The organism is Pseudomonas sp. GM49, assembly GCF_000282355.1.
Classification (GTDB): Bacteria; Pseudomonadota; Gammaproteobacteria; order Pseudomonadales; family Pseudomonadaceae; genus Aquipseudomonas.
The window spans coordinates 13,227-35,751 of sequence record NZ_AKJL01000044.1 but is presented as its reverse complement, the minus strand read 5'-3'; the positions used below and the strand labels follow the sequence as shown (position 1 = coordinate 35,751).

General features: G+C 55.7%; 33 protein-coding genes. 32 read left to right on the top strand and 1 reads right to left on the bottom strand.

The annotated features are described in order from the left end of the window. Window positions 1-30 precede the first annotated feature (30 nt). The 32 genes from fusA to bfr all read left to right on the top strand — a co-directional run bounded on the left by fusA (window position 31) and on the right by bfr (window position 19,523). Window positions 31-2,136, top strand: a complete 2,106-nt coding sequence (fusA, locus tag PMI29_RS24765; protein ID WP_007994652.1) for an elongation factor G — start codon at window positions 31-33, stop codon at window positions 2,134-2,136. Between the two features lie 30 nt (window positions 2,137-2,166). Further along, window positions 2,167-3,360, top strand: coding sequence for an elongation factor Tu (gene tuf, locus PMI29_RS24770; RefSeq protein WP_007984412.1), 1,194 nt, complete (start codon window positions 2,167-2,169; stop codon window positions 3,358-3,360). Between the two features lie 157 nt (window positions 3,361-3,517). Further along, the gene (gene rpsJ / locus PMI29_RS24775) at window positions 3,518-3,829 is read left to right on the top strand and encodes a 30S ribosomal protein S10 (RefSeq protein ID WP_003186070.1); all 312 of its coding nucleotides are present in this window, start codon (window positions 3,518-3,520) and stop codon (window positions 3,827-3,829) included. Between the two features lie 80 nt (window positions 3,830-3,909). Continuing rightward, a complete protein-coding gene (rplC, locus tag PMI29_RS24780) occupies window positions 3,910-4,545 on the top strand; it encodes a 50S ribosomal protein L3 (RefSeq protein WP_003186059.1) in 636 nt (211 codons plus the stop codon). A 12-nt stretch (window positions 4,546-4,557) separates the two neighbouring features. After that, the gene (rplD, locus tag PMI29_RS24785; protein ID WP_003228735.1) at window positions 4,558-5,160 is read left to right on the top strand and encodes a 50S ribosomal protein L4; all 603 of its coding nucleotides are present in this window, start codon (window positions 4,558-4,560) and stop codon (window positions 5,158-5,160) included. Further along, window positions 5,157-5,456: a 50S ribosomal protein L23 gene (gene rplW / locus PMI29_RS24790; protein WP_002555488.1), complete on the top strand. Its 300-nt coding sequence runs from the start codon at window positions 5,157-5,159 to the stop codon at window positions 5,454-5,456. The genes rplD and rplW overlap by 4 nt, the downstream gene beginning before the upstream one ends. Before the next feature lie 14 nt (window positions 5,457-5,470). Further along, window positions 5,471-6,295: a 50S ribosomal protein L2 gene (gene rplB, locus PMI29_RS24795; RefSeq protein WP_003186055.1), complete on the top strand. Its 825-nt coding sequence runs from the start codon at window positions 5,471-5,473 to the stop codon at window positions 6,293-6,295. 16 nt (window positions 6,296-6,311) lie between these two features. Beyond that, window positions 6,312-6,587: a 30S ribosomal protein S19 gene (gene rpsS / locus PMI29_RS24800; RefSeq protein WP_002555486.1), complete on the top strand. Its 276-nt coding sequence runs from the start codon at window positions 6,312-6,314 to the stop codon at window positions 6,585-6,587. Between the two features lie 11 nt (window positions 6,588-6,598). Further along, window positions 6,599-6,931, top strand: a complete 333-nt coding sequence (rplV, locus tag PMI29_RS24805; RefSeq protein ID WP_003103908.1) for a 50S ribosomal protein L22 — start codon at window positions 6,599-6,601, stop codon at window positions 6,929-6,931. Window positions 6,932-6,944: 13 nt separating this feature from the next. Further along, window positions 6,945-7,631 (top strand): 30S ribosomal protein S3, encoded by a 687-nt coding sequence (rpsC, locus tag PMI29_RS24810; protein ID WP_007970424.1) that lies wholly within the window; start codon window positions 6,945-6,947, stop codon window positions 7,629-7,631. A 12-nt stretch (window positions 7,632-7,643) separates the two neighbouring features. Next, complete coding sequence (rplP, locus tag PMI29_RS24815) at window positions 7,644-8,057, top strand: 50S ribosomal protein L16 (RefSeq protein ID WP_003228729.1); 414 nt, start codon at window positions 7,644-7,646, stop codon at window positions 8,055-8,057. Continuing rightward, window positions 8,057-8,248, top strand: coding sequence for a 50S ribosomal protein L29 (gene rpmC / locus PMI29_RS24820; RefSeq protein ID WP_002555481.1), 192 nt, complete (start codon window positions 8,057-8,059; stop codon window positions 8,246-8,248). Before rplP ends, rpmC begins: the two co-directional genes overlap by 1 nt. Before the next feature lie 2 nt (window positions 8,249-8,250). Beyond that, window positions 8,251-8,517: a 30S ribosomal protein S17 gene (gene rpsQ, locus PMI29_RS24825; protein WP_003176419.1), complete on the top strand. Its 267-nt coding sequence runs from the start codon at window positions 8,251-8,253 to the stop codon at window positions 8,515-8,517. Between the two features lie 23 nt (window positions 8,518-8,540). Continuing rightward, entirely contained in the window at window positions 8,541-8,909 is a 369-nt protein-coding gene (gene rplN / locus PMI29_RS24830) for a 50S ribosomal protein L14 (protein WP_002555479.1), read from the top strand. An 11-nt stretch (window positions 8,910-8,920) separates the two neighbouring features. Beyond that, on the top strand, window positions 8,921-9,235 hold the full coding sequence (rplX, locus tag PMI29_RS24835; RefSeq protein WP_003186046.1) for a 50S ribosomal protein L24: 315 nt from the start codon (window positions 8,921-8,923) through the stop codon (window positions 9,233-9,235). Between the two features lie 20 nt (window positions 9,236-9,255). Further along, window positions 9,256-9,795, top strand: a complete 540-nt coding sequence (gene rplE, locus PMI29_RS24840) for a 50S ribosomal protein L5 (protein ID WP_003210069.1) — start codon at window positions 9,256-9,258, stop codon at window positions 9,793-9,795. A 13-nt stretch (window positions 9,796-9,808) separates the two neighbouring features. After that, a complete protein-coding gene (gene rpsN, locus PMI29_RS24845; protein ID WP_003176414.1) occupies window positions 9,809-10,114 on the top strand; it encodes a 30S ribosomal protein S14 in 306 nt (101 codons plus the stop codon). A gap of 209 nt (window positions 10,115-10,323) precedes the next feature. Beyond that, window positions 10,324-10,716 (top strand): 30S ribosomal protein S8, encoded by a 393-nt coding sequence (gene rpsH / locus PMI29_RS24850; protein ID WP_003186040.1) that lies wholly within the window; start codon window positions 10,324-10,326, stop codon window positions 10,714-10,716. Window positions 10,717-10,728: 12 nt separating this feature from the next. Next, window positions 10,729-11,262 (top strand): 50S ribosomal protein L6, encoded by a 534-nt coding sequence (rplF, locus tag PMI29_RS24855; RefSeq protein WP_003176412.1) that lies wholly within the window; start codon window positions 10,729-10,731, stop codon window positions 11,260-11,262. A 10-nt stretch (window positions 11,263-11,272) separates the two neighbouring features. Continuing rightward, window positions 11,273-11,623, top strand: a complete 351-nt coding sequence (gene rplR, locus PMI29_RS24860) for a 50S ribosomal protein L18 (protein ID WP_003186037.1) — start codon at window positions 11,273-11,275, stop codon at window positions 11,621-11,623. Window positions 11,624-11,626: 3 nt separating this feature from the next. Further along, window positions 11,627-12,127, top strand: coding sequence for a 30S ribosomal protein S5 (gene rpsE / locus PMI29_RS24865; protein WP_003186035.1), 501 nt, complete (start codon window positions 11,627-11,629; stop codon window positions 12,125-12,127). 2 nt (window positions 12,128-12,129) lie between these two features. Next, complete coding sequence (gene rpmD / locus PMI29_RS24870; protein WP_003176408.1) at window positions 12,130-12,306, top strand: 50S ribosomal protein L30; 177 nt, start codon at window positions 12,130-12,132, stop codon at window positions 12,304-12,306. Window positions 12,307-12,309: 3 nt separating this feature from the next. Then, window positions 12,310-12,747 carry a 50S ribosomal protein L15 gene (gene rplO, locus PMI29_RS24875; protein ID WP_003228720.1) on the top strand — a complete coding sequence of 146 codons (438 nt, stop codon included), beginning with the start codon at window positions 12,310-12,312 and terminating at the stop codon, window positions 12,745-12,747. Next, complete coding sequence (secY, locus tag PMI29_RS24880; RefSeq protein ID WP_003228718.1) at window positions 12,748-14,076, top strand: preprotein translocase subunit SecY; 1,329 nt, start codon at window positions 12,748-12,750, stop codon at window positions 14,074-14,076. It abuts the gene before it with no gap. 24 nt (window positions 14,077-14,100) lie between these two features. Continuing rightward, a complete protein-coding gene (gene rpmJ, locus PMI29_RS31705) occupies window positions 14,101-14,217 on the top strand; it encodes a 50S ribosomal protein L36 (RefSeq protein WP_002555468.1) in 117 nt (38 codons plus the stop codon). Between the two features lie 130 nt (window positions 14,218-14,347). After that, window positions 14,348-14,704, top strand: coding sequence for a 30S ribosomal protein S13 (gene rpsM, locus PMI29_RS0129855; RefSeq protein ID WP_009045849.1), 357 nt, complete (start codon window positions 14,348-14,350; stop codon window positions 14,702-14,704). A 30-nt stretch (window positions 14,705-14,734) separates the two neighbouring features. Further along, complete coding sequence (gene rpsK, locus PMI29_RS24885; RefSeq protein WP_002555466.1) at window positions 14,735-15,124, top strand: 30S ribosomal protein S11; 390 nt, start codon at window positions 14,735-14,737, stop codon at window positions 15,122-15,124. An 18-nt stretch (window positions 15,125-15,142) separates the two neighbouring features. Next, window positions 15,143-15,763, top strand: coding sequence for a 30S ribosomal protein S4 (gene rpsD / locus PMI29_RS24890; protein WP_003176404.1), 621 nt, complete (start codon window positions 15,143-15,145; stop codon window positions 15,761-15,763). Between the two features lie 22 nt (window positions 15,764-15,785). Further along, entirely contained in the window at window positions 15,786-16,787 is a 1,002-nt protein-coding gene (locus tag PMI29_RS24895) for a DNA-directed RNA polymerase subunit alpha (RefSeq protein WP_007970428.1), read from the top strand. Window positions 16,788-16,829: 42 nt separating this feature from the next. Beyond that, complete coding sequence (gene rplQ / locus PMI29_RS24900) at window positions 16,830-17,216, top strand: 50S ribosomal protein L17 (RefSeq protein WP_007970429.1); 387 nt, start codon at window positions 16,830-16,832, stop codon at window positions 17,214-17,216. A gap of 238 nt (window positions 17,217-17,454) precedes the next feature. Further along, window positions 17,455-18,909: a catalase gene (locus PMI29_RS24905; protein WP_007994645.1), complete on the top strand. Its 1,455-nt coding sequence runs from the start codon at window positions 17,455-17,457 to the stop codon at window positions 18,907-18,909. Window positions 18,910-19,058: 149 nt separating this feature from the next. After that, the gene (bfr, locus tag PMI29_RS24910; RefSeq protein ID WP_007984427.1) at window positions 19,059-19,523 is read left to right on the top strand and encodes a bacterioferritin; all 465 of its coding nucleotides are present in this window, start codon (window positions 19,059-19,061) and stop codon (window positions 19,521-19,523) included. Window positions 19,524-19,687: 164 nt separating this feature from the next. Here the strand turns inward: bfr and uvrA are convergent, their stop codons facing one another. Next, entirely contained in the window at window positions 19,688-22,522 is a 2,835-nt protein-coding gene (uvrA, locus tag PMI29_RS24915) for an excinuclease ABC subunit UvrA (RefSeq protein WP_007994644.1), read from the bottom strand. Between the last annotated feature and the right edge of the window lie 3 nt (window positions 22,523-22,525).

Here is a 22,525-nt window from a genome sequence, read left to right as displayed (position 1 = left end):
TTTTAGCGTCACTCATTTTGCGAGGGCTTTATGGCTCGTACAACACCGATTAATCGCTACCGTAACATTGGTATCGTTGCACACGTGGATGCTGGTAAAACCACCACCACTGAGCGCGTCCTTTTTTACACTGGCAAAAGTCACAAAATGGGCGAGGTGCATGACGGCGCCGCGACCACAGACTGGATGGTGCAGGAGCAGGAGCGTGGTATTACCATTACTTCTGCTGCCATTACCGCCTTCTGGCAGGGTTCTGCGAAGCAGCACAAGGACCAGTACCGTTTCAACGTTATCGATACCCCGGGCCACGTAGACTTCACTATTGAAGTTGAGCGTTCCCTGCGCGTACTCGACGGCGCGGTCGTTGTGTTCTGTGGTACTTCCGGCGTTGAGCCTCAGTCCGAAACCGTATGGCGTCAAGCCAACAAGTACGGTGTTCCACGTATCGTTTACGTGAACAAGATGGACCGTGCCGGTGCGAACTTCCTGCGTGTGATCGCTCAGATCAAGCAGCGTCTGGGTCACACTCCGGTGCCGATCCAGTTGGCTATCGGTTCCGAAGACAACTTCCAGGGTCAGATCGATCTGATGACCATGGAAGCGGTTTACTGGAACGATGCTGACAAGGGCATGACTCCGCGTCGCGAAGCTATCCCTGCTGAACTGCAGGAGCTGGCTGAAGAGTGGCGCAACAACATGGTTGAGGCTGCGGCCGAAGCCAGCGAAGAACTGATGAACAAGTACCTTGAAGGTGAAGAACTCACCATCGAGGAAATCAAGGGTGCTCTGCGTCAGCGTACTATCGCTGGTGAGATCGTTCTGGCTGTTTGCGGTTCTTCCTTCAAGAACAAGGGTGTTCCCCTGGTTCTCGACGCCGTTATCGACTACCTGCCGGCTCCAACCGACATTCCTGCCATCAAGGGTACTGACCCGGATGACGAGGAAAAGCAAATGGAGCGTCATGCAGACGACAACGAGCCGTTCTCGGCTCTGGCGTTCAAGATCGCTACCGACCCATTCGTGGGTACCTTGACTTTCGTCCGTGTTTACTCGGGCGTGTTGGCCTCCGGCGACGGCGTGATCAACTCGGTCAAAGGCAAGAAAGAGCGCGTGGGCCGTATGGTGCAAATGCACGCAAACGCCCGTGAAGAGATCAAGGAAGTGCGCGCTGGTGACATCGCGGCCTTGATCGGCATGAAGGACGTCACCACTGGTGAAACCTTGTGCAACGCTGACAAGCCAATCATCCTGGTTCGCATGGACTTCCCGGAGCCGGTTATTTCGGTTGCCGTTGAGCCTAAGACCAAGGATGACCAGGAAAAAATGGGTATCGCTCTGGGCAAGCTTGCTCAGGAAGACCCGTCTTTCCGCGTCAAGACTGATGAAGAGACTGGTCAAACGATCATCTCTGGCATGGGCGAGCTGCACCTGGACATCCTGGTTGACCGGATGCGCCGTGAGTTCAACGTCGAAGCCAACATCGGCAAGCCTCAGGTTTCGTATCGTGAGCGCATCACGAAGAACTGCGAAATCGAAGGCAAGTTCGTTCGTCAGTCCGGTGGTCGTGGCCAGTTCGGCCATTGCTGGATCCGTTTTGCTCCTGCTGACGAAGGTCAGGAAGGTCTGCAATTCGTGAACGAAGTAGTGGGTGGTGTGGTTCCTAAGGAATACATCCCGGCTATCCAGAAGGGTATCGAAGAGCAGATGAAGAACGGCGTTGTTGCCGGCTATCCGCTGATCGGCCTGAAGGCTACCGTGTTTGATGGTTCTTACCACGACGTCGACTCGAACGAGATGGCGTTTAAGGTGGCTGCTTCCATGGCGACCAAGCAACTGGCCCAGAAGGGCGGTGGTGAGTTGCTCGAGCCGATCATGGCGGTAGAGGTTGTTACGCCTGAAGACTATATGGGTGACGTGATGGGCGACCTTAACCGTCGTCGCGGCATGATCTTGGGTATGGAAGACACGGTCTCCGGCAAAGTAATTCGTGCCGAAGTTCCGCTGGGCGAGATGTTCGGTTATGCGACCGACGTTCGTTCCATGTCCCAGGGTCGCGCAAGCTACTCTATGGAATTCAAAAAATACAATACAGCTCCGTCGCACATCGTCGAAACTGTAACCAAAAAACAAGGCTGATTCAGTCCTTTAGGCAAGGAGTTAATTGTCGTGGCTAAAGAAAAATTTGATCGTTCCCTACCGCACGTCAACGTTGGCACTATCGGTCACGTTGACCACGGTAAAACCACTCTGACCGCAGCTCTGACTCGCGTTTGCTCCGAAGTTTTCGGTTCCGCAATCGTTGAATTCGACAAGATCGACAGCGCGCCAGAAGAAAAAGCTCGTGGTATCACCATCAACACCGCGCACGTCGAGTACAACTCGAAGATTCGTCACTACGCTCACGTTGACTGCCCAGGTCACGCTGACTATGTGAAGAACATGATCACCGGTGCTGCCCAGATGGACGGCGCGATCCTGGTTTGCTCGGCCGCTGATGGTCCGATGCCACAAACCCGTGAGCACATCCTGCTGTCCCGCCAGGTAGGCGTTCCGTACATCGTGGTTTTCCTGAACAAGGCTGACCTGGTAGACGACGCTGAGCTGCTGGAACTGGTAGAGATGGAAGTGCGCGATCTGCTGAGCACTTACGACTTCCCAGGTGACGACACTCCAATCATCATTGGTTCGGCCCGTATGGCGCTGGAAGGCAAAGATGACAACGAGATGGGCACCACTGCCGTCAAGAAGCTGGTAGAAACTCTGGACAGCTACATCCCAGAGCCAGAGCGTGCTATCGACAAGCCGTTCCTGATGCCAATCGAAGACGTATTCTCGATCTCCGGTCGCGGTACTGTTGTAACTGGTCGTATCGAGCGCGGTATCGTTCGCGTTCAGGATGCACTGGAAATCGTTGGTCTGCGTGACACCACCACCACCACCTGCACCGGTGTTGAAATGTTCCGCAAGCTGCTCGACGAAGGTCGTGCTGGCGAGAACTGCGGCGTTCTGCTGCGTGGTACCAAGCGTGACGACGTTGAGCGTGGCCAGGTTCTGGTCAAGCCAGGTTCGGTTAAGCCGCACACCAAGTTCACCGCAGAAGTTTACGTTCTGAGCAAGGAAGAAGGCGGTCGTCACACTCCGTTCTTCAAAGGCTACCGTCCACAGTTCTACTTCCGTACTACTGACGTGACTGGTAACTGCCAGCTGCCAGAAGGCGTTGAAATGGTAATGCCAGGTGATAACATCCAGATGGAAGTTACCCTGATCAAGACCATCGCAATGGAAGACGGTCTGCGTTTCGCTATCCGTGAAGGCGGTCGTACCGTCGGCGCTGGCGTCGTAGCCAAAATCATCGAGTAAGCATCTCTTTTGAGATAGCTTCGATGCTTTGAAAAGCCCCCGCTCAGCGGGGGCTTTTTTATTGGGTTGACACCCATCTGGGGCGTCTATAGAATTGCGCCTCCTTTTAACGGGCGTATTGCGCCCGGTGGGAATAGCAGCCGGAGTCTGAAATCCAATGCAAAATCAGCAAATCCGTATCAGGTTGAAGGCTTTCGACCATCGCCTGATCGACCAATCAACCCAGGAAATCGTGGAAACCGCGAAACGTACTGGTGCTCAAGTGCGTGGTCCAATTCCACTGCCTACCCGTAAAGAGCGGTTCACCGTTCTGGTCTCCCCGCACGTCAACAAAGACGCGCGTGACCAGTACGAGATCCGTACTCATAAGCGTGTTCTGGACATCGTCCAGCCAACGGATAAAACCGTTGACGCTCTTATGAAGCTTGATCTTGCGGCCGGTGTGGAAGTGCAGATCAGCCTCGGCTAAGACTCGGTCTTAGTCGTGTAACGCTCTGAAATGGGCGGCCATAGCGGGTGAAAGCCCCGTACACTCATGAGGTTTACAACATGACTATTGGTGTAGTCGGTCGTAAATGCGGTATGACCCGTATTTTCACCGAAGAAGGTGTCTCCATTCCGGTCACGGTCATTGAGATCGAACCGAATCGCGTCACCCAGTTCAAAACTGAAGAGACCGATGGCTATCGTGCAGTGCAAGTCACTGTCGGCGAGCGTCGTGCTTCGCGTGTAACAGCAGCTCAGGCTGGCCACTTCGCTAAAGCGAACGTTGCCGCTGGTCGTACCGTAATGGAATTCCGTCTTGAAGAAGGCGAGTACCAGGCCGGCGATCTGATCAACGCTGAAATCTTCGCCGCTGGTCAACTGGTTGATGTAACCGGTCAGTCCAAGGGTAAAGGCTTCCAGGGTACGATCAAGCGTTGGAATTTCCGCGGGCAAGATAACACCCACGGTAACTCCGTATCCCACCGCGTTCCAGGCTCTATCGGCCAGTGCCAGACTCCTGGTCGTGTATTCAAGGGCAAAAAAATGTCCGGTCATATGGGCGCTGAGCGCGTGACCGTGCAGTCCCTCGAAGTAGTGCGCGTGGACGCTGAACGCAATCTGTTGTTGGTCAAGGGCGCTGTTCCTGGCGCTACTGGCGGCAACTTGGTTGTACGTCCAGCAGCCAAGGCTCGCGGTTAAGGGGAAGCTGACATGCAATTAAATGTAAATGACGCTCAAGCGATCGAAGTTTCCGAACTGACATTTGGCGGCGAATTCAACGAGACGCTGGTTCACCAAGCAGTCGTGGCCTACATGGCCGGCGGCCGTCAGGGTTCCAAGCAGCAAAAGACCCGTTCCGACGTTCGTGGTGGCGGCAAGCGCCCATGGCGTCAGAAAGGTACTGGCCGTGCTCGTGCCGGTACTATCCGTAGCCCAATCTGGCGTGGCGGCGGTACCACTTTCGCAGCTCGTCCTCAGGATCACTCCCAGAAGCTGAACAAGAAGATGTATCGCGCAGCAATGCGTTCCATCCTTGCTGAGCTGGTGCGTACTGATCGTCTGGTCGTGGTTCAGGATTTCGCCGTTGAAACGCCGAAAACCAAAGACCTGCTGGGCAAACTGAACAACATGAGCCTGACCGACGTTCTGATCGTGTCCGACGCTGTTGATCAGAACCTGTACCTGGCTGCTCGTAACCTGCCACACGTAGATGTACGTGACGTGCAAGGTTCCGATCCAGTTAGTCTGATCGCATACGACAAGGTGTTGATCACCGTGTCGGCCGTGAAGAAATTCGAGGAGCTGCTGGGATGAACCAGGAACGCGTATTTAAAGTTCTGCTTGGCCCACACGTTTCCGAGAAGGCTACGGTTCTGGCAGACAAGAAAGGCCAGTTCGTTTTCAAGGTTGCTACTGACGCAACCAAGCTGGAAATCAAGAAGGCCGTCGAAAGCCTGTTCAGCGTGAAAGTAGAGCGTGTTACTACCCTGAATGTTCTGGGTAAGAGCAAGCGCACTGCTCGCGGTCTGGGCAAGCGTAATGACTGGAAGAAGGCAGTTATCTCCCTTCAGCCAGGCCAAGATCTCGATTTCAGCAGCAGTGCTGAGTAAGGAAGGGGTGCATCATGGCAATCGTTAAATGCAAACCGACTTCCCCTGGCCGCCGTTTTGTGGTCAAGGTGGTCAACCAGGAGCTGCATAAAGGCGCTCCTCACGCACCGCTGCTCGAGAAGAAATCGAAGTCTGGTGGTCGTAACAACAATGGCCGTATTACCACTCGTCACATCGGTGGTGGTCATAAGCAGCATTATCGTCTGGTCGACTTCCGTCGCAACGACAAAGATGGCATCGCTGCCACTGTCGAGCGTATCGAATACGATCCAAACCGTACTGCTCACATCGCTCTGCTGCTGTACGCAGATGGCGAGCGTCGCTACATCATCGCCCCTAAAGGCGTGAGCGCTGGCGACCAGCTGATCGCAGGTGCCTTGGCGCCGATCAAGCCGGGCAACGCTCTGCAACTGCGTAACATTCCAGTTGGTAGCACCGTACACGGCATCGAATTGAAGCCAGGTAAAGGCGCTCAGATCGCTCGTTCCGCTGGTGCTTCGGCTCAGCTGATCGCCCGTGAAGGCGTTTACGTGACCCTGCGTCTGCGTTCTGGTGAGATGCGTAAAGTGCTGGCTGAATGCCGTGCGACCCTGGGCGAAGTCTCGAACTCCGAGCACAGCCTGCGTTCGCTGGGTAAAGCTGGTGCCAAACGCTGGCGTGGCGTTCGCCCAACCGTTCGTGGTGTTGCCATGAACCCGGTTGACCACCCACATGGTGGTGGTGAAGGTCGTACCTCTGGTGGTCGTCATCCGGTATCGCCATGGGGCTTCCCGACTAAGGGCGCGAAGACTCGTGGTAATAAGCGTACCGACAAAATGATCGTCCGTCGTCGCAAGTAAATAGAGGGATACGACAGTGCCACGTTCTCTGAAAAAAGGTCCTTTTATCGATCTTCACCTACTGAAGAAGATCGAAGTGGCGGCGGAAAAGAACGATCGCAAACCGGTGAAAACCTGGTCGCGTCGTTCGATGATCCTGCCACAAATGGTCGGTCTGACCATCGCAGTACACAACGGTCGTCAGCACGTCCCAGTTCTCGTGAACGAAGACATGGTCGGCCACAAACTGGGCGAGTTCGCCGGTACCCGCACTTATCGCGGGCACGTGGCAGACAAGAAAGCCAAGCGTTAAGGGGTTAGGAAATGGAAGTAGCCGCTAAGTTGTCGGGCGCTCGAATCTCCGCCCAGAAAGCCCGCTTGGTCGCCGACCAGATCCGCGGGAAGAAGGTGGGCGAAGCGCTCAACCTGTTGGCTTTCAGCAGTAAGAAAGCCGCCGAGATCATGAAGAAAGTGCTGGAGTCGGCCGTAGCCAACGCCGAGCATAACGAAGGCGCAGACGTTGATGACCTGAAGGTCAGCACTGTTTTCGTCAACGAAGGGCGTTCGCTGAAGCGCATCATGCCACGTGCCAAAGGCCGTGCTGATCGCATCGTCAAGCGGTCTTGCCATATCACTGTCAAGGTTGCTGACAAGTAACGGAGTCGAAGAGATGGGTCAGAAAGTACATCCCATTGGCATTCGCCTGGGAATCGTCAAGGAGCACACCTCCGTCTGGTACGCAGACGGTCGGACTTATGCGGACTATTTGCTCGCAGATCTGAATGTGCGTGAGTACCTCCAAGACAAACTAAAAAGCGCGTCCGTAAGCCGTATCGATATCCATCGTCCGGCCCAAACTGCACGCATCACCATCCACACCGCTCGTCCAGGTATCGTTATCGGGAAGAAAGGTGAAGATGTTGAGAAACTGCGTCAGGACCTGACCAAGCAAATGGGTGTGCCTGTGCACATCAATATCGAAGAGATCCGCAAGCCGGAGCTCGACGGTATGCTGGTTGCGCAGAGCGTAGCTCAGCAGCTGGAGCGTCGCGTAATGTTCCGTCGTGCTATGAAGCGCGCCGTACAGAACGCCATGCGCATTGGTGCCAAAGGCATCAAAATCCAAGTGAGCGGTCGTCTCGGCGGTGCTGAAATCGCACGTACTGAATGGTATCGCGAAGGTCGTGTGCCATTGCACACCCTGCGTGCCGACATCGACTATGCCAACTACGAAGCTCACACCACTTACGGTGTGATCGGTGTAAAGGTTTGGATCTTCAAAGGCGAAGTAATTGGTGGTCGCCAAGAAGAACTGAAACCACAAGCACCAGCGCCTCGTAAAAAAGCTGCTAAGTAAGGGGTACGCCAAATGTTGCAACCAAAGCGTACGAAGTTCCGCAAGCAAATGACTGGTCACAACCGTGGCCTGGCATTGCGCGGTAGCAAAGTCAGCTTCGGCGAGTTCGCGCTGAAGTCTGTTGCTCGTGGTCGTCTCACCGCTCGTCAGATCGAGTCAGCGCGTCGTGCTCTGACCCGTCACGTAAAACGTGGCGGCAAGATCTGGATCCGTGTATTCCCGGACAAGCCGATCTCCAAAAAACCTCTCGAGGTTCGTATGGGTAAAGGTAAGGGTAACGTGGAGTACTGGGTTGCCCAGATTCAGCCAGGCAAAGTCCTGTATGAAATCGAGGGTGTTTCTGAAGAGCTGGCGCGTGAGGCTTTCGCCCTGGCTGCTGCAAAGCTGCCGCTCGCCACCTCCTTTGTTAAACGGACGGTGATGTGATGAAAGCGAATGAACTTCGTGAAAAATCCGCACAGCAGCTGAACGAGCAACTGCTCGGCCTGCTGCGCGACCAGTTCAATCTGCGTATGCAGAAAGCAACTGGCCAGTTGGGGCAGTCTCATCTGCTCTCGCAAGTTAAGCGTGACATCGCTCGCGTGAAGACTGTGCTCAACCAGCAGGCAGGTAAGTAATCATGGCTGAAGCCGAAAAAACTGTCCGTACGCTGACTGGCCGTGTTGTCAGCGACAAGATGGACAAAACCATCACCGTTCTGATCGAGCGTCGCGTTAAGCACCCGATCTACGGTAAATACGTTAAGCGTTCGACTAAGCTGCACGCGCACGACGAAACCAATCAGTGCCACATCGGCGACAAAGTCACTATTCGTGAAACTCGTCCTTTGGCCAAGACCAAGTCTTGGGCGCTGGTTGATGTTCTCGAACGCGCTGTGGAAGTCTAAGGACTAGGGGTCGGAGAAATTATATGATTCAGACTCAATCCATGCTCGATGTGGCCGATAACAGCGGCGCTCGCCGTGTTATGTGCATCAAGGTGCTGGGTGGCTCCCATCGTCGTTACGCTGGTATCGGTGACATCATCAAAGTTACCGTGAAGGAAGCAATTCCTCGCGGTAAAGTGAAAAAAGGCCAAGTGATGACTGCTGTTGTAGTCCGCACTCGTCACGGCGTACGTCGTGCTGATGGCTCCATTATCCGCTTTGATGGCAACGCTGCTGTTCTGTTGAACAACAAGCAAGAGCCGATCGGCACCCGTATCTTTGGGCCAGTGACCCGTGAGCTTCGTACCGAGAAGTTCATGAAGATCGTCTCGCTCGCCCCAGAAGTGCTGTAAGGAGATCCGACATGCAAAAGATTCGTCGTGACGACGAGATCATCGTGATCGCCGGCAAAGACAAAGGTAAGCGCGGTAAGGTGCTGAAGGTTCTTGCTGACAACCGTCTGGTTGTTGGTGGTCTGAACCTGGTCAAGCGTCATACCAAGCCTAACCCGATGTCGGGCGTACAGGGCGGTATCGTCGAGAAAGAAGCGCCACTGCACGCTTCCAACGTCGCCATCTTCAACGGCGAAACCAACAAGGCTGACCGCGTTGGTTTCAAAGTAGAAGACGGTAAGAAAATTCGTGTCTTCAAGTCGACCCAAAAAGCGGTTGATGCTTGAACACTGCTAGGTAGAAGACCATGGCACGACTAAAAGAGATTTACCGGAAGGAAATCGCTCCGAAACTTAAGGAAGAACTTAAGCTTTCGAACGTGATGGAAGTTCCGCGCGTTACCAAAATCACCCTGAACATGGGTCTGGGCGAAGCGATCGGCGACAAAAAAGTCATCGAGCACGCTGTTGCTGACCTGGAAAAGATCACCGGCCAGAAAGTCGTTGTGACCTACGCTCGCAAATCCATCGCAGGCTTTAAAGTCCGTGAAGGTTGGCCGATCGGCGTCAAAGTGACCCTGCGCCGTGAGCGTATGTACGAGTTCCTGGATCGTCTGCTGTCGATCTCCCTGCCTCGGGTTCGCGACTTCCGCGGCCTGAATGCCAAGTCCTTCGATGGTCGTGGCAACTACAGCATGGGCGTGAAAGAGCAGATCATCTTCCCGGAAATCGACTACGACAAGATCGATGCTCTCCGCGGTCTGGACATCACCCTGACCACCACTGCCAAGAACGATGATGAAGGCCGCGCTCTGCTGCGTGCGTTCAAATTCCCGTTCCGCAACTGATTGGAGTAGGACCATGGCCAAGATGAGCATGAAAAACCGCGAGCTGAAGCGTCAGCTCACGGTTGCCAAGTACGCCAAGAAGCGTGCAGCACTGAAAGCTATCATCGTTGATCTGAACGCAAGTCCAGAAGCGCGTTGGGAAGCTACAGTAGCTCTGCAGAAGCAGCCACGTGACGCAAGCGCTTCGCGCATGCGTAACCGCTGCCGCCTGACCGGTCGTCCACACGGCGTTTACCGCAAGTTCGGCCTCGGCCGTAACAAGCTGCGTGAAGCTGCCATGCGTGGTGACGTACCGGGTCTGGTTAAAGCCAGCTGGTAAGTACTGTCAAAGTCTCGGTGTCCAGGATCGCAAGATCCTGACCACCGGTGGCCTTGAATCTGGATCAAGCCCCTTTTGGGGCTTGATTCATTTCTGGGGTGTGTCTAGAATACCCGGCTCGCCTGAGCCCGTGTTTTTCATGCCCGGAGATTCTCGGCGACACGTAATAGCCGCAAGGCTAATTTTTTTGTATTAGGAGCGTCTAGCCCATGAGTATGCAGGACCCGTTAGCGGACATGCTAACTCGTATCCGTAATGCCCAGATGGCTGAAAAGTCCGTCGTAAGCATGCCATCTTCCACGTTGAAGGTAGCTGTTGCCAAAGTCCTGAAGGACGAAGGTTACATTGCGGGTTATCAGATCAGCAGCGAAATCAAACCACTGCTGTCCATCGAGCTGAAGTACTTCGAAGGCCGTCCGGTTATCGAAGAAGTGAAGCGCGTTAGCCGTCCAGGCCTGCGTCAGTACAAGTCCGTCGATGATCTGCCAAAAGTTCGTGGCGGTCTCGGTGTGTCTATCGTCTCCACCAACAAAGGTGTGATGACTGATCGTGCTGCGCGCGCTGCCGGTGTCGGCGGCGAAGTTCTTTGCACTGTGTTCTAAGGGGGGATAAGCATGTCTCGCGTCGCTAAGAACCCCGTTAAGCTGCCAGCCGGTGTCGAAGTAAAATTCGCAGGCCAACAGCTTTCGGTGAAGGGTGCCAAGGGCACTCTCGAACTGAACATCCATTCGTCCGTTGAGATCGTTGAAGAAGCTGGTGAGCTGCGTTTCGCTGCTCGCAATGGCGATCAACAGACTCGCGCAATGGCTGGTACCACTCGTGCGTTGGTAAACAACATGGTCCAAGGCGTAAGCCAAGGCTTCGAGCGCAAGCTCCAGCTGGTCGGTGTTGGTTACAAAGCGCAAGCAAAAGGCACAGTGCTGAACCTGGCTCTTGGCTTCTCGCACCCAGTGGATTACGAACTGCCGGAAGGCATCACCGCTGAGACTCCTAGCCAGACCGATATCCTGATCAAGGGCATCGACAAGCAGCTGGTAGGTCAAGTGGCCGCCGAGATCCGCGACTTCCGTCCACCAGAGCCGTACAAAGGCAAAGGTGTGCGCTACGCGGACGAAGTCGTCCGTCGTAAAGAAGCCAAGAAGAAGTAGGGCATAGCAAATGACCGACAAAAAAGTTACTCGACTGCGTCGCGCTCGCAAAGCACGCCTGAAAATGCACGAACTCGAAGTCGTGCGTCTCTGCGTGTTCCGCTCTTCGCAGCACATCTACGCCCAGGTCATTTCGGCCGACGGCAACAAAGTCCTGGCAAGCGCCTCGACTTTGGATAAAGAACTGCGTGATGGTGCCACCGGCAACATCGACGCGGCCACTAAGGTTGGCCAGCTGGTCGCTACGCGTGCTAAGGCCGCTGGCGTCTCGCAGGTGGCTTTCGACCGCTCTGGCTTCAAGTACCACGGCCGCGTTAAAGCGCTGGCTGATGCTGCTCGTGAAGCTGGGCTGGAGTTCTAAGTTATGTCAAATAACGACCAAAAGCGCGACGAAGGCTACATCGAGAAGCTGGTTCAAGTTAACCGCGTAGCCAAAACCGTTAAAGGCGGCCGTATCTTCACTTTCACCGCGTTGACCGTGGTTGGTGATGGTAAAGGCCGTGTTGGCTTCGGCCGTGGCAAGTCGCGTGAAGTGCCTGCTGCGATCCAGAAGGCAATGGAAGCTGCTCGCCGCAACATGATCCAGGTTGATCTGAACGGCACCACCCTGCAGTACGCAATGAAGTCCGCTCACGGCGCTTCGAAGGTGTACATGCAGCCTGCTTCTGAAGGTACCGGTATCATCGCTGGCGGCGCTATGCGTGCTGTCCTCGAAGTTGCTGGCGTTCAGAACGTTCTGGCCAAGTGCTACGGCTCGACTAACCCGGTAAACGTGGTTCACGCCACTTTCAAGGGTTTGAAAGCAATGCAGTCTCCTGAATCCATTGCCGCCAAGCGTGGCAAAAGCGTCAAGGAGATCTTCTGATCATGGCTACCGTTAAAGTTACGCTGATCAAAAGCATGACCGGCCGCATCCCTAACCACAAACTGTGCGTTAAGGGTCTGGGTCTGCGTCGCATCGGTCACACTGTAGAAGTCCAGGATACTCCCGAGAATCGCGGGATGATCAACAAGGCTTACTACATGCTGCGTGTCGAGGGTTAATCGATGAAACTCAATGATCTGAGTCCAGCGCCGGGTTCCCGTCGCGAAAAGCATCGTCCGGGCCGTGGTATCGGTAGCGGTTTGGGTAAGACTGGTGGCCGTGGTCACAAAGGTCAGACCTCTCGCTCCGGTGGCACCATTGCTCCAGGCTTTGAAGGCGGTCAACAGCCGCTGCATCGTCGCCTGCCGAAGTTCGGTTTCGTTTCCCTGAAAGCCATGGATCGCGCAGAAGTGCGTCTGTCCGAGCTGGCTAAAGTGGAAGGCGACATCGTCACCGTGCAGTCCCTGAAAGATGCCAACGTGATCAACGTCAACGTACAGCGTGTGAAAATCATGCTGTCCGGTGAAGTGACTCGCGCTGTCACTATCGGCAAGGGAATCGGCGCCACCAAAGGTGCGCGTGCGGCTATCGAAGCAGCTGGCGGCAAGTTCGAGGAATAAATGGCTAAGCAAGGTGCTCTCTCTGCGCTCGGCAAAGGCGGTATGTCTGAACTCTGGGCTCGTCTGCGTTTTCTGTTCCTGGCGATTATCGTCTACCGAATAGGCGCACACATCCCGGTTCCAGGTATCAACCCGGACCGACTCGCGGACCTGTTTCGACAGAATGAGGGGACCATTCTTAGCTTGTTCAACATGTTTTCCGGCGGCGCGCTGGAACGGATGAGCATCTTTGCACTGGGGATCATGCCGTACATCTCGGCATCGATCATCATGCAGCTGATGACCGCCGTCAGCCCGCAGCTGGAACAGTTGAAGAAGGAAGGTGAAGCTGGCCGTCGCAAGATCAGCCAGTACACCCGCTACGGCACTGTCGTCCTCGCTCTCGTCCAGGCTATTGGCATGTCCATTGGTCTGGCGGGGCAGGGCGTTGCGTTCACTGGTGACTTTGGCTTCCATTTCGTCGCGGTATCCACGTTTGTGGCTGGTGCGATGTTCATGATGTGGCTGGGTGAGCAGATTACTGAGCGTGGTGTTGGCAACGGTATCTCGATGTTGATTTTTTCGGGTATCGTCGCCGGTCTTCCGAGAGCGATCGGGCAGTCTTTCGAGTCTGCACGTCAGGGTGATATCAACATCTTCGCCCTGGTTGCCATCGGTTTGCTGGCAGTAGCGATTATCGGTTTCGTGGTGTTCATTGAGCGTGGTCAGCGTCGTATTGCTGTTCATTACGCCAAGCGTCAGCAGGGCCGCAAGGTCTTCGCTGCGCAGACCAGCCACTTGCCGCTGAAGGTGAACATGGCCGGTGTTATTCCGGCTATTTTCGCGAGCAGCATTTTGCTGTTCCCGGCTTCGTTGGGTGCCTGGTTCGGTCAGTCTGAAGGTATGGGCTGGTTGCAGGACATCTCGCAGTCGATCGCTCCTGGTCAGCCGTTGAATATTCTGCTGTTTAGTGCAGGGATTATTTTCTTCTGCTTCTTCTATACGGCGTTGATGTTCAATCCGAAAGACGTAGCGGAAAACCTGAAGAAGTCCGGTGCCTTTATTCCGGGCATCCGTCCAGGTGAGCAGTCTGCGCGCTACATTGATGGCGTTCTGACCCGCTTGACCATGTTCGGTGCTCTTTACATGACGGCCGTCTGCCTGTTGCCCCAGTTCCTGGTGGTTGCAGCCAACGTACCGTTCTACCTTGGCGGGACCTCGTTGCTGATCGTCGTCGTGGTTGTGATGGACTTCATGTCCCAAGTACAATCGCACCTCGTTTCGCACCAGTACGAATCCCTGATGAAGAAAGCCAACCTGAAGGGTTACGGCAGCGGCATGCTGCGCTGACCCATAAGGTTCGAGGAGTTGGTGATGAAAGTTCGTGCATCGGTGAAAAAGCTGTGCCGTAACTGCAAGATTATTCGCCGCGAAGGTGTTGTTCGAGTAATTTGCAGCGCGGAACCGCGTCACAAACAGCGCCAAGGCTGAGTGTGATTGTGCTTCAAGCCCGGCAGCTAGTGCGCTGCCGGGTTGATTATTTGTTATTACAGCGATATTATCTCGCGCCCTATTTCTTGGCTTCCGGGGCGTAGGTAGCTGTCAATTGGAGTCCCACTGAATGGCCCGTATTGCAGGCGTTAACATTCCAGATAACAAGCATACTGTTATCTCGCTGACCTACATCTATGGTGTTGGTCGCACTACTGCACAGAAAATTTGTGCAGAGACTGGGGTAAACCCAGCAGCAAAGATCAAAGATCTGAGCGACGAGCAAATTGAACAGCTGCGTGGCGAAGTGGCGAAGTTCACCACTGAAGGTGACCTGCGTCGCGAAATCAACATGAAAATCAAGCGCTTGATGGACCTCGGTTGCTATCGCGGTCTGCGTCATCGTCGCGGTCTTCCAGTGCGCGGTCAGCGTACCAAGACCAACGCGCGTACCCGTAAAGGTCCGCGTAAGCCGATCCGCAAGTAATCGCCCCAGCGAATCGACAGGAATTTAATCATGGCAAAACCTGCTGCTCGTCCTCGTAAAAAAGTTAAAAAGACAGTGGTTGATGGCATCGCCCACATCCATGCATCTTTTAACAACACCATCGTGACCATTACCGACCGTCAAGGTAACGCTCTTTCCTGGGCTACCTCCGGTGGTTCGGGTTTCCGCGGTTCCCGCAAGTCCACCCCGTTTGCTGCTCAAGTAGCTGCTGAACGTGCTGGTCAAGCTGCGCTGGAATACGGCCTGAAAAACCTCGACGTCAACGTCAAAGGTCCAGGTCCAGGTCGTGAATCCGCAGTCCGCGCTTTGAACGGCTGTGGCTACAAGATCGCCAGCATCACCGACGTGACGCCAATCCCGCACAACGGGTGCCGTCCGCCGAAGAAGCGCCGCGTGTAATCCAGGAGATTGTAAAGAATGGCTCGTTACATTGGTCCAAAATGCAAACTCGCTCGTCGCGAAGGCACCGATCTCTTCCTGAAGAGCGGCGTGCGCGCGATCGAATCGAAGTGCAACATTGAAGCAGCACCTGGTATCCACGGCCAACGCCGCGGTCGCCAGTCCGACTACGGCACCCAACTGCGTGAAAAGCAGAAGGTCCGTCGTATCTACGGCGTTCTCGAGCGTCAATTCAGCGGCTACTACAAAGAAGCTGCTGGCAAGAAAGGTGCAACCGGTGAAAACCTGCTGCAACTGCTCGAATGCCGTCTGGACAACGTTGTATACCGTATGGGCTTTGGTTCGACTCGTGCCGAATCCCGTCAGCTGGTATCGCACAAGTCGATCAGCGTAAACGGTCAGACCGTTAACGTTCCGTCCTACCAGGTTCGTGCTGGTGACGTGGTTGCTGTTCGCGAGAAAGCAAAAAATCAACTTCGCATTGTCCAAGCTCTCGATCTGTGTGCCCAACGTGGCCGCGTAGAATGGGTAGAAGTAGACACTGAGAAGAAGTCGGGCGTTTTCAAGAACGTTCCAGCTCGCAGTGATCTGTCCGCCGACATCAACGAAAGCCTGATTGTCGAGCTCTACTCCAAGTAAGGGCTAGAAAATAGGTGCATCCATGCAGATTTCGGTAAATGAGTTCCTGACACCCCGCCACATTGATGTGCAGGTTGTCAGTCCAACCCGCGCCAAGATCACTCTCGAGCCTCTCGAGCGTGGTTTCGGCCATACCCTGGGCAACGCGCTGCGCCGCATCCTGTTGTCCTCAATGCCCGGCTGTGCAGTAGTCGAGGCCGAGATTGACGGTGTGCTCCACGAGTACAGCGCCATCGAAGGTGTACAGGAAGACGTAATTGAAATCCTGTTGAACCTTAAAGGTCTGGCTATCAAGCTGCACGGTCGTGACGAAGTTACGCTGACCTTGTCGAAGAAGGGTTCGGGGGTGGTTACCGCTGCCGATATTCAGCTGGATCATGATGTCGAGATCGTTAATCCCGATCACGTAATCGCTAACCTGGCGTCTAACGGCGCCCTGAACATGAAGCTCGTAGTAGCTCGTGGTCGTGGTTATGAACCGGCAGACTCGCGTCAGAGCGATGAAGACGAAAGCCGCAGCATCGGTCGCTTGCAGCTTGACTCTTCGTTCAGCCCGGTTCGCCGTATCGCATACGTGGTGGAAAACGCCCGTGTCGAGCAGCGTACTAACCTGGACAAGCTGGTTATTGATCTGGAAACCAACGGTACCCTGGATCCTGAAGAGGCAATTCGCCGCGCTGCAACCATCCTGCAACAGCAGTTGGCTGCGTTCGTCGACCTCAAAGGTGACAGTGAGCCAGTGGTTGTCGAGCAGGAAGACGAGATCGATCCGATCCTGCTTCGCCCGGTTGACGATCTGGAACTGACTGTACGTTCGGCTAACTGCCTTAAGGCGGAAAACATCTACTACATCGGTGACCTGATTCAGCGTACCGAAGTAGAGCTGTTGAAGACTCCGAACCTGGGCAAGAAATCCTTGACTGAAATCAAGGACGTTCTGGCCTCCCGCGGTCTGTCCCTCGGCATGCGCCTCGACAACTGGCCGCCTGCAAGTCTTAAGAAGGACGACAAGGCGACTGCCTGATCGTCGTAATCACCGAACGTAGTGTTTGGTAAGGAATGAACCATGCGTCATCGTAAAAGTGGTCGTCACCTGAGCCGCACCAGCTCGCACCGCAAGGCCATGTTCCAAAACATGGCGGTGTCGCTGTTCGAGCACGAGCTGATCAAAACTACTCTGCCAAAAGCCAAAGAACTGCGCCGCGTTGCCGAGCCGCTGATCACTCTGGCCAAGACAGATAGCGTTGCTAACCGCCGTCTGGCTTTCGACCGTACTCGTTCGAAAGCTATCGTTGGTAAGCTCTTCAACGACCTGGGCAAGCGTTACGCTACCCGTGAGGGTGGCTACCTGCGCATCCTCAAGTGCGGTTTCCGCGCTGGCGACAACGCGCCTATGGCGTACGTCGAGTTGGTTGATCGTGCTACTGCTGGCGAAGCTGTATCTGCCGAGTAAGACGTCAGTCTGAAACAAAGAACCGGGCCTAGTGCCCGGTTTTTTGTGTCTGTAAGAAATGTACCTTCGTATAATCCTTGGATCCTTCCCGTTGTCATATTATCGGTTGGGGGGTGATCATTAGTAATTTTCTATCGATGCCTGCAAGTTAATGAATTTGTAGGTGTAACATTGATGATCAATACTCCTTCTCAGCCGATAGCCGGCAGTTCAAGACCGACAGAGGAAGGAAGATCTCATGAGCCAGAACAAAACGCTTACCACCGCCAGTGGCGCTCCTGTTGCCGATAACCAGAATTCCCGTTCCGCCGGCCCTCGCGGCCCGCTGCTGCTCGACGACTTTCATCTGATCGAGAAGCTTGCCCACTTCAACCGTGAAAACATCCCTGAGCGCCGTGTACATGCCAAAGGTTCGGGTGCCTACGGTACGTTCACCGTGACGCGCGATATCACTCAATACACCAGCGCGAAGCTGTTTGATGCGGTCGGCAAGCAAACTCCAACGTTCCTGCGGTTTTCCACCGTGGGTGGTGAGCGCGGCTCGGCCGATACCGAACGTGATCCACGCGGATTTGCCTTGAAGTTCTACACCGAGGAAGGCAACTGGGACATCGTCGGCAACAACACACCAGTGTTCTTCATTCGCGATCCACTGAAGTTTCCAGACTTTATCCACACGCAGAAGCGTTTGCCGCAAAGTAACCTGAAGAGTGCCCAGATGATGTGGGACTTCTGGTCGCATTCGCCCGAGGCGCTGCACCAGGTCACCATCCTGTTCTCCGACCGGGGCATCCCTGACGGATACCGCCACATGCATGGCTTTGGCAGCCACACTTACAGCCTCATCAACGCCCAAGGTGAGCGTCACTGGGTGAAGTGGCACTACAAGACCAAACAAGGGATCAAGAACCTTGCTCCTGCCGAGGCTGCGCGCCTGGCGGGAACTGATCCGGATTACGCCCAGCGCGATTTGTTCAATGCCATCGAACGCGGTGATTTTCCGAAATGGCGCGTGTGCATTCAGATCATGAGCGAGGCTCAAGCGGCGGCGCATTACGAGAACCCGTTTGATGTGACCAAAACCTGGTCGCAAAAAGAGTTTCCACTCATTGAAGTCGGTGAGCTGGAGCTCAATCGCAATCCGCAGAACTACTTCGCGGAAGTCGAGCAAGCGGCGTTTGGTCCCAGCAATATGGTGCCAGGTGTTGGACTCTCGCCGGATCGTATGCTGCAAGGCCGGGTATTCGCCTACGCGGACGCTCACCGCTACCGTGTCGGCACCAATCACCAACAGTTGCCGGTCAACGCTCCGCGCAGTCCGGTGAACACTTACCAGCGCGATGGCTCGATGGCTTTTGGCAGCAATGGCGGTGCCTCGCCGAACTACGAGCCCAACAGCTACGTCGAGTCGCCGAAGCAGGCGCCTCGTTACGCAGAACCGGCGCTGGCCCTCAGTGGTGCCGCCGATCGTTACGACCACCGTGAAGATACCGATTACTACAGTCACGCTGGCGCGTTGTTTCGCTTGATGACTGAGGAGCAGAAATCACTGCTGGTCAGCAACATCGCCGGAGCGATGGCGGGTGTGTCGAGCGATGTGGTTGACCGCCAATTGCAGCATTTCTACAAAGCCGATCCGGCGTATGGAGAAGCAATCGCAAAGCTGCTCAACGTACAGCTTAACGAAGTCTAAATGAGAAGCAGAACCGCCCTTGTTTGGGCGGTTTTTTGCGTTATTTAAGCTGCTTTTCTCAGAATATCTTCGCTTTTATTGCGTCTTCCGAGTGACGATAGGGGCATGTTGGTTCAAACTACAACTTTCAAGCAGGGAGATGTAGGGCGATGCAAGGCCACCCAGATGTGATCGATTACCTCAACACGTTGCTGACCGGCGAACTGGCCGCGCGTGATCAATATTTCGTCCACTCGCGGATGTATGAGGACTGGGGTTTCACCAAGCTCTACGAACGAATCAACCACGAGATGGAAGAAGAAGCCGGACACGCTGATGCCTTGATGCGCCGGATTCTGATGCTCGAAGGCACGCCGCGTATGCGTCCTGATGATCTGGATGTCGGCACCACCGTTACCGAGATGCTTGAAGCGGATTTGCGTCTGGAATACAAGGTCCGTGCTGCGCTGTGCAAAGGCATCACGCTCTGCGAGCAGCACAAGGACTATGTCAGTCGCGAGATGCTGCGGGTTCAATTGCATGACACCGAAGAAGATCATACCTACTGGCTCGAGAAGCAGTTGGGTCTGATCAAGTTGATCGGGCTTGAGAACTACCTGCAATCCCACGCCTGATTGCATAGGGGAAGCCCCAACGTCTTTTGTAGGAGCGAGCTTGCTCGCGAAAATCTGAAGGCGCTGCGTTATCGTTTACGAACTTCGCAAGCAAGCTCGCTCCTGCAGATACAAAAAAGCCCCTGTCACTGATGAAGTGACAGGGGCTTTTTCATGGGGGCAGGTTAAGCCCGATCGCGCTCCAGCAGCGGCTTGAGGTAGTAACCGGTATGGGATTGCTTCATCTCGGCCACTTCCTCCGGCGTGCCGACGGCAATGATCTGCCCGCCCTTGGAACCACCCTCCGGTCCCAGGTCCACCAGCCAGTCAGCGGTCTTGATCACGTCCAGGTTATGTTCGATCACCACCACGGTGTTGCCGTGATCGCGCAGGCGATGCAACACGTCCAGCAGTTGCTGGATATCCGCGAAGTGCAGCCCGGTGGTCGGTTCATCGAGGATGTACAGGGTCTTGCCGGTATCACGCTTGGACAGTTCGCGGGAGAGTTTCACCCGCTGGGCTTCACCGCCGGACAGCGTGGTCGCCGATTGCCCCAGCTTGATGTACGACAGGCCGACGTCCATCAACGTTTGCAGCTTGCGCGCCAGGGCCGGTACGGCATCGAAGAACTCCCGCGCTTCCTCGATGGTCATCTCGAGGGTTTCGTGGATGCTCTTGCCCTTGTACTTGATCTCCAGGGTTTCGCGGTTGTAACGCTTGCTCTTGCACACGTCGCACGGAACGTAGATGTCCGGCAGGAAGTGCATCTCCACCTTGATCAGGCCGTCGCCCTGGCAGGCTTCGCAACGGCCGCCCTTGACGTTGAAGGAGAAGCGCCCCGGCCCGTAGCCCCGGGAGCGGGACTCCGGTACGCTGGCGAACAACTCGCGGATCGGTGTGAACAGTCCGGTGTAGGTCGCCGGGTTGGAGCGGGGTGTACGGCCGATCGGGCTCTGGTCGATGTCTACGACCTTGTCCAGGTGCTCCATGCCCTTGATGCTGTCGTGGGCGGCCGCCTCAAGGGTTGTGGCGCCATTCAGCGCTGTAGCGCTTAAAGGGAACAGCGTGTTGTTGATCAGCGTCGACTTGCCTGAGCCGGATACGCCCGTCACACAAGTGAGCAAACCAATCGGAATCTCCAGATCGACATCGCGCAAGTTGTTGCCACGCGCGCCCTTGAGCGACAGCGTCAGCTTCTTGTTGCGCGGTGTGCGTCTGGCCGGGACTTCGATCTTTACCCGGCCCGACAGGTACTTGCCCGTCAGCGAGTCCGGATGCGCCATGACCTCGGCCGGTGTGCCTTCGGCGACGATATGCCCGCCGTGCACGCCGGCGCCCGGGCCGATGTCCACCACGTAGTCGGCCAGGCGAATGGCGTCTTCGTCGTGCTCGACCACGATCACCGTGTTACCGATATCGCGCAGGTGCTTGAGGGTGCCCAGCAGCCGGTCGTTGTCGCGTTGATGCAGGCCGATGGAGGGTTCGTCGAGGATGTACAGGACGCCCACCAGGCCGGCGCCGATCTGGCTGGCCAGACGGATACGCTGGGCCTCGCCACCGGACAAGGTGTCTGCACTGCGATCCAGCGACAGATAGTCGAGGCCGACGTTGACCAGGAACTGCAGGCGTTCGCGGATTTCCTTGAGAATCTTGTCGGCAATTTCGCCACGGCGGCCGGTGAGCTTGAGCCCGCCAAAATAATCGGATGCATCACCGATCGGCAGGTTGGTCACCGCCGGCAGGGTTTTCTCGCCGACCCACACGTGCCGCGCCTCACGCCGCAGGCGGGTGCCGCGGCAGTCCGGGCACGACTGGGTGCTGAGGAACTTGGCCAGCTCTTCGCGCACCGATGCCGATTCGGTCTCGCGGTAGCGTCGCTCCAGGTTCGGCACGATGCCTTCGAACGGATGCGAGCGTTTGACGATGTCGCCACGGTCGTTCAGGTATTTGAAATCGACGTTTTGCGAACCGCTGCCATGCAGGATGAATTTCTGCTGGTCGGCGGGCAGTTCGTTGAACGGCACTTCCAGGCTGAACTTGTAGTGCGAGGCCAGCGAGCCGAGCATCTGGAAGTAATAGACGTTGCGCCGGTCCCAACCGCGAATCGCCCCTTCGGCCAGGGTCAGTTCGCCGTTGACCAGGCGCTTGATGTCGAAGAACTGTTTTACCCCCAGACCATCACAGGTCGGGCAGGCGCCGGCCGGGTTGTTGAAGGAGAACAGCTTGGGCTCCAGCTCGCTGATCGCGTGGCCGCAGATCGGGCAGGCGAAGCGTGCGGAGAAGATCATCTCTTCTCCCGGTTCGTCGTCCATCGGTGCTACCAGGGCGATACCGTCCGCCAGCTTCAGCGCGGTCTCGAAGGATTCGGCCAGGCGTTGTTGCAGGTCGGCGCGGACCTTGAAGCGGTCGACCACGACATCAATGGTGTGTTTTTTCTGCTTGTCGAGCTTGGGTGCTTCGTCCAGCTCGTAAAGCTTGCCGTTGATCCGGGCACGGACGAACCCTTGGGCGCGCAGTTCTTCGAAGACCGACAGGTGCTCGCCTTTGCGCTCGCGGATGACCGGGGCCAACAGCATCAGCTTGCTGCCCTCCGGTTCGGCGAGGACCAGGTCGACCATCTGGCTGACGGTCTGTGCTTCCAGCGGGATGTCGTGATCCGGGCAACGTGGAATGCCCACGCGTGCATAAAGCAGGCGCAGGTAATCGTAGATTTCGGTAATGGTGCCGACCGTCGAGCGCGGGTTGTGCGAGGTGGACTTCTGTTCGATGGAGATCGCCGGCGACAGGCCTTCAATGGTGTCGACGTCGGGTTTTTCCATCATCGACAGAAACTGCCGGGCGTAGGCCGACAGCGATTCGACGTAGCGGCGCTGACCTTCGGCGTACAGGGTGTCGAACGCCAGGGACGACTTGCCGGAGCCGGACAGGCCGGTGATGACGATCAGCTTGTCCCGTGGCAGGGTCAGGTCGATGTTCTTCAGGTTGTGGGTTCGAGCCCCACGAATCAGGATCTTGTCCAAGGT